The sequence below is a fragment of the Mycobacterium sp. NGS45 genome, from assembly GCF_059812645.1.
Window position 1 is genome coordinate 90,888 of the sequence record NZ_JCALDB010000018.1, and the last position, 6,442, is coordinate 97,329.

The window sequence follows — 6,442 nt, forward strand, 5'->3', positions numbered from 1 at the left end:
GCGTCTCAGTTTTCTCAAAAGCCTCATCGGCATCAGCAGATGAACCGTTACCGGGTTTGCCGCCCGAGCTCGCCGCGCGGCCGCAGGATCTTCAGCGCGCCGGGCACCGCTTCGATCTCGGCGGGCAGTCCGGCCGCCAGTTCGCCGTCGGCGTAGGCGTTGATGCCCGGACAGTGCACGGTGAGCTTCTGCGCGCGCCGCGTGTTGACGGTGTCGAGGTCGACGTGGGTGCCCTTGAACACCGTCGGGAAGAGCCGCACCAATCGCGACCGGGAGGCCGAGGTGATCATCGTGACGTCCAGCAGCCCGTCGGTCGGGTCGGCGTGCGGGCAGATCAGCATGCCGCCGCCGTAGCTGCGGGTGTTGCCGATCGCGGCCATGGTCAAGTTCAGTGCTTCGGGCTCGCCGCCGTCGAACGAGATCTCGAAGGGCAGCAGTCGCAGCTTGGACAACTCGGCCAGCATCGCCAGGTTGTAGCGCATCCGGCCGTGCGGCCAGCGCATCCGGTTGGCGCGGTCGCTGACCAACGAGTCGAAGCCGGTGGCGACCACGGTGCCGAACCATTTCGTGGTGCCGTCCGCACCGCGGATCTGACCGAGGTCGATCGTGCTGGTGTGACCATCGGCCACGACGTCGGCAGCGGCTTCCGGATCCCCGGTGGGGATTCCGAATTCGCGGGCGTGGTCATTGCCGGTCCCGCTCGGCACGATCCCGAGCGGCGTTTCGGTGCGCGCCAAGGCCTGTAGCGCCAACGAGATCGCACCGTCACCGCCGACCACCACCAACGCCTCGGTGCCGGACCCGACTGCCTCGCGCGCCAACTGCAACGCATGTGCAGCGTCGCGGCCCACGATCGCGGTGACATCCAGTCCACGCCGGTGCAACTGGGTGATCGCACGTTCGGCCGCATGCTTGGCGTTGCCGTGTCCGGAGGCCGGATTCGTCAGCACCGTGACGCGGCCGCTGCCGGTCATGGAATCAGCTTGCCCGGGTTGAGGATTCCGGCCGGGTCCAAGGTGTCCTTGACCGCTTGCAGTACCGCCACACCCAGCCCGCCGACCTCGTCCTGCATCCACGGGCGGTGATCGGCGCCCACCGCGTGGTGGTGGGTGATGGTGCCGCCGGTCCCGACGATCGCGGTGCAGGCGGCTTGTTTGGCCGCGTGCCATTGCTCGATCGGGTTGCCGCGCTGGCCGGCGACCACGGTGAAGTACAGCGACGCACCGGTCGGATACACATGCGAAATGTGGCACAAGACCAGTGCGGGCGTACCGGATTCGGCCAGCGAGCTGGTCAGGGCCTGGGTCACCGCCAACTTCAGCGCGTCGATGTTCGACCAGGTGGTCGCGGTTTCCAGGGTCTCGCACAGCGCACCCGCGGCCAGCAGCGAGTCACGTAGATAGGGCGCGTTGAACCGGCCGTGCTCCCAGGCGCGGGCGGGTTGCTCACCCAGTGTGGTGCCGCCGTTCGCTGCCAGCACCGCGCGGGTTTCGGCGTGCCGGCTTTCGGCGTGTTCGGTACTACCCTCGAACGTGGTGACGGCCAAGCAGCCACCGGTAATACTTTGCTCGCCAATGCTTTCCGTGGTGGCCAGGTTCACCCCGGTCTCGGCCTCGTCGGACAGCCGGATCACGGTCGGGCCGGTGCCGGTCTGCACCACGGCGCGCAGCGCGGCCGCACCGGTGCCGAAATCCGGGAAGGACCAGGCCTCATACCGGGTGGTCTCGGGCACCGGATGCACCCGCAGTCGCACCCGGGTGATGATGCCGAACACACCCTCGGAGCCGAGCAACAGCTCACGCAGATCCGGCCCGGCTGCCGACGCGGGCGCGCGACCCAACTCCAACACGCCGGCCGGGGTGACCGCGGTCAGCCCGCACACCATGTCGTCGAAGCGGCCGTAGCCCGCAGAGGCCTGGCCCGACGAGCGGGTCGCGGCGAAGCCGCCGATGGTGGCGAATTGGAAGCTCTGCGGGAAGTGACCCAGTGAGAAACCGCGCTCACCGAGCAGCAACTCGGCCCGCGGACCGGTCACCCCGGCGCCGAGTTCGGCCTCGCCGGAGATTTCGTCGAGGCGGTACAGCGCGTCGAATCGGCGCAGATCCAAGCTGATCGCCGCCGCGAACCGGCCGCGCAGCGGATCGAGTCCGCCCACCACGCTGGTGCCGCCGCCGAACGGCACCACGGCGATGCCGGCCTGCGCGCAGTGCGCGAGGACCGCGGCGATCTCTTCCTCGCTGCCCGGGGCCAGGATCGCATCCGGGGCATCCTGTTCACCGGTGTCCTTGCGGCGCAACAAATCCAGCGTGGACTTGCCACCGGCGTAGCGCAGCCGGGCGGCGTCGTCGGTGGTCAGGTGTTCGTCGCCGACGATGGCCGCCAACGCGGTGCGGTCGGCCGCGGTCAGCGTGGACGGCCGCAACCGCACCTGTTCGGGCTGCAGTTCGGACTCCGTCGTCGCCACGACGCCCAGGGCCTGTTCGAGCAGACCGCGGATGCCGTCGGCGAGCGGTTTGGCTGCGGCTGGGTCACCCCAGGCGTTCCACTTCATCGGAGGTAGCTCCATGAGTTACAGTATTACAGATGCTGTCAATCAGTAATGAATCGCAGGTGGGAAGCGTCGGGCTCGATGCTGCCGACGTGAGCGCCCTGGACCCGGGCGCCACCGACGCGGCCGGCGACCCGACCGCGGCGGTCATCCTGGCGGCCGCGGCGTCCTGTGTGCGCGACTTCGGCGTGGACCGCGTCACCCTGGCCGAGATCGCACGTCGGGCCCGGGTGAGTCGCCCCACGGTGTATCGCCGCTGGCCGGACACCCGCGCCATCCTGGCCGCACTGCTGACCGAGCGGGTCACTGCGCTGCTCGACGAGGTCCCGCAGGCCGGGCCCGGCCGGGTGGCGATCGTGAATCGGGTGGTTGCGCTGTGCGCCCGGCTCCGCGACGATGACCTGCTCAAGGCCGTCCTGCGCAGCGCTCCGGACTTCGCGATGGTCTACATCAGCGAGCGGTTGGGTACCAGCCAGCAGGTGCTGATCGATGCCTTGGCCGCCGACCTTTCGGTCGCGCAGCGGCAAGGCAGTGTGCGCGCCGGCGATCCGCACGAAATGGCCGCCATGGTGCTGTTGATCGCGCAGTCCACCATCCAGTCCGCGCAGATCGTCGCACCCATCCTGGCTCCCGACGCGCTGGCCGTCGAGCTGGCCCGAGCGTTGAACGGATACCTGACCTGATGACCAATTCGACTGCGCTCAACGCCGCTCGCCGCGCCGCGGAGCTGACCGCGCTGGCCGACGGCGGCACCATCGACCTGTTGGTGGTCGGCGGCGGGATCACCGGCACCGGGGTTGCGCTGGATGCCGCCGCGCGTGGGTTGCGGGTGGTGCTGGTGGAGAAACACGACCTGGCGTTCGGCACCAGTCGGTGGAGCTCCAAGCTGGTGCACGGCGGGCTGCGCTATCTGGCCACCGGCAACGTCGGGATCGCGCGACGCTCCGCCGTCGAACGCGGAATCCTGATGACCCGCAACGCACCTCACCTGGTGCGGGCCATGCCGCAGCTGGTGCCGCTGCTGGATTCGATGGGGCGGGCCGAACGGGCGCTGGTCCGGGTCGGCTTCCTGGCCGGCGACGGGCTGCGTCGGCTGGCCGGCACGCCGGCCTCGGTGCTGCCGCGTTCAGCGCGGATCAGCGCGGCGCGCACCGCCGAACTGGCGCCCACGGTGCGCCGCGCCGGACTCGGCGGCGGCCTGCTGGCCTACGACGGGCAGTTGATCGACGACGCCCGGCTGGTGGTCGCGGTGGCGCGCACCGCCGCCCAGCACGGCGCGGTGATCCTGACCCGGGTTGGAGCCGACCAGCTGACCGCCACCTCGGCGAGGCTGACCGATCAGCTCACCGGCGAATCGATCACCGTCGCGGCGCGCGCGGTGATCAACGCGACCGGGGTGTGGGCCGGCGAACTGGATCCGTCGTTGCGGTTGCGGCCCAGCCGCGGAACACATTTGGTGTTCGACGCCGCCGCGTTCGGCAATCCGGTTGCGGCGCTGACCATCCCGATCCCCGGGGAGCTGAACCGGTTCATCTTCGCGATGCCCGAACAGCTCGGCCGGGTCTATCTGGGTCTGACCGACGAGGACGCGCCCGGGCCGATTCCCGATGTGCCGCAACCGACTCCGGGCGAGGTCGACTTCCTGCTGGACACCGTCAACACCGCGCTGGATCGCACCGTGCAACGCTCCGACGTACTCGGCAGCTACGCCGGTCTGCGGCCCCTGATCGACACCGGCGCCGGTGACACCGCCGACATCTCCCGTGAACACGCCGTGATCGAAAGCCCGACGGGGGTGCTCAGCATCATCGGCGGCAAGCTCACCGAATACCGGCACATGGCCGAGGATGTGCTCGACCAGGCCATTGCCCGCCGCGCATTGGTGGCCGGGCCGTGCCGGACCCGCAACCTGCCACTGGTGGGCGCCCCGGCCAATCCCGGATCGCGGGCACCGCGACTGGAGTTGCCGTCGTCGCTGGTGGCGCGTTTCGGCGACGAGGCGGCGCGGGTGATCGCGCAGGCCACCTGCGAACGACCCACCGACCCGGTGGTCGGCGGAATCGACGTGTTGCGGGCGGAATTCGAGTACGCGCTGACCCATGAGGGTGCGCTGAACGCCGACGACATCCTGGACCGGCGTACCAGGATCGGGCTGGTGGCCGCCGATCGCGAGCGCGCCGCTGCGGCCGCGGCCGAATTCGTGGTCAACCGCTGATCAACAGATCGCGTACGGCCGAGACGGTGTGCCGCTGCCAAATCGCTTGGACCGGGACCAACAAGCGCGGTTCGAGTTCCAGCACCTGGACCCGTCCCGACATCGCCGGGCCGGGCTCGGCCGTGACGAACGCGGCCGCACCGGTGGTCAGCGGTGCGGCCACCATGGCCGCGCCCTGCACCCGGCTGACCACGTAGTCGGGCTCGAAGCCGGCACGGCGGCACGCACCCATCAGGAAATCGCTGAAGTAGGACGACCCGGGCGGGGCCCACAGCGCCAATGGGGCACCGGCCAACTCGGTGAGCTCGATCGAGGCCCGATCGGCCAAATGGTGCCCCGCAGGCACGGCCACCCGGATGCGGTGGTAGTCGATCACCGCGGCCGCCAACTCGCCGGCGGGGGAGACGGCGCGGCGTAGCCCCAGCTGCACCGACCCGTCGGCGACCGCGGCCTCGAGTTGACCGGGGTAGAGCTGACGCAGCGTGAAGGACGACTCGGGGAAGCTGGTCACCGCGGGTTCGATCAGCGTGTACACCTCGGCGCCGGACAGGGCCGGACTGTGCCCGACGACCCAGGACTGCTTCCCGGCGGCTACCGCGCGGACCTGGTCACGCACCGTTGCGGCCGCAGCCAGCAAAGGCTGGCTGGCGCGTAGCAGCTCCTGGCCGGCCGCGGTCAGCGCGATGCGCCGACCCTCGCGATGGAACAGCTCGCTGCCCAGTTCGTTCTCCAGCTGGCGCACCGAACTGCTTAAGGCCTGCTGGCTGAGGTGGAGTTCGGCGGCCGCGCGGGTGAAGCTACCGGCGGTCGCGACGGACACGAAGTGCTGGAGGCGACGAAGATCAGGAAGCACATCCACAAGTATCACTTGTGGATTTACCGGAGAGTTCTGTTTTTCATTTGTGTGTGGCGGTCGTAGCGTCGACGCTATGAGCAAACTCAACGGAAAGTCAGCAGTCGTCGCCGCCGGGGCCAAGAACCTCGGCGCCCTGATCAGTACGCAACTCGCCGAGCAGGGCGTCAACGTCGCGGTGCACTACAACAGCGATGCCTCCGCGCCGGAGGCCGAGAAGACCGTCGCCGCGGTGCAGGCCGCCGGCGCCAAGGCGATCAAGGTGCAAGGTGACCTGACCAAGCCGGCCAACATCACCGCGCTGTTCGACGCCGCGGTCGACGCGTTCGGCACCGTGGACATCGCGGTCAACACGGTCGGCAAGGTGTTGCGCAAGCCGATCCTGGAAACCACTGAGGCCGAATACGATTCGATGTTCGATATCAACGCCAAGGCGGCGTACTTCTTCATCCAGGAGGCCGGCCGCCGGCTTGCCGACAACGGAAGCCTGACCACGATCGTGACCGCGCTGCTGGCGGCTTACACCGACGGCTACTCGACCTACGCCGGGGCCAAGAGCCCGGTGGAGCACTTCGTCCGGGCCGCGTCCAAGGAGTTCGCGCCGCGTCAGATCAACGTCAACAACGTGGCACCGGGCCCGATGGACACGCCGTTCTTCTACCCGCAGGAGACCCCGGAACGCGTCGAGTTCCACAAGTCGCAGGGGATGGGCAACCGGCTGACCAAGATCGAGGACATCGCACCGCTGGTGGTGTTCTTGGCCGGCGAAGGGCACTGGATCAACGGCCAGACCATCTTCGCCAATGGCGGTTACACCACCCGCTGA

The 6,442-nt window shown here is 69.2% G+C and carries 6 protein-coding genes; 3 read left to right on the plus strand and 3 right to left on the minus strand.

Annotation, left to right across the window (positions count from 1 at the left end; translation table 11 throughout):
* Positions 1-47 precede the first annotated feature (47 nt).
* Positions 48-974, minus strand: coding sequence for a diacylglycerol kinase (locus AC5Y3P_RS16750; protein ID WP_500047042.1), 927 nt, complete (start codon positions 972-974; stop codon positions 48-50).
* Entirely contained in the window at positions 971-2,551 is a 1,581-nt protein-coding gene (locus AC5Y3P_RS16755; protein WP_500047055.1) for an FAD-binding oxidoreductase, read from the minus strand. Before AC5Y3P_RS16755 ends, AC5Y3P_RS16750 begins: the two co-directional genes overlap by 4 nt.
* A gap of 32 nt (positions 2,552-2,583) precedes the next feature.
* Between AC5Y3P_RS16755 and AC5Y3P_RS16760 the strand changes: the two genes are divergently transcribed.
* A complete protein-coding gene (locus AC5Y3P_RS16760; RefSeq protein WP_500047043.1) occupies positions 2,584-3,231 on the plus strand; it encodes a TetR/AcrR family transcriptional regulator in 648 nt (215 codons plus the stop codon).
* A complete protein-coding gene (locus AC5Y3P_RS16765) occupies positions 3,231-4,763 on the plus strand; it encodes a glycerol-3-phosphate dehydrogenase/oxidase (protein ID WP_500047044.1) in 1,533 nt (510 codons plus the stop codon). The genes AC5Y3P_RS16760 and AC5Y3P_RS16765 overlap by 1 nt, the downstream gene beginning before the upstream one ends.
* On the opposite strand, the gene AC5Y3P_RS16770 is transcribed toward AC5Y3P_RS16765, so the two are convergent.
* A complete protein-coding gene (locus AC5Y3P_RS16770; RefSeq protein ID WP_500047045.1) occupies positions 4,753-5,616 on the minus strand; it encodes a LysR family transcriptional regulator in 864 nt (287 codons plus the stop codon). The genes AC5Y3P_RS16765 and AC5Y3P_RS16770 overlap by 11 nt on opposite strands.
* A gap of 76 nt (positions 5,617-5,692) precedes the next feature.
* Between AC5Y3P_RS16770 and AC5Y3P_RS16775 the strand changes: the two genes are divergently transcribed.
* On the plus strand, positions 5,693-6,442 hold the full coding sequence (locus AC5Y3P_RS16775; protein ID WP_500047046.1) for an SDR family oxidoreductase: 750 nt from the start codon (positions 5,693-5,695) through the stop codon (positions 6,440-6,442).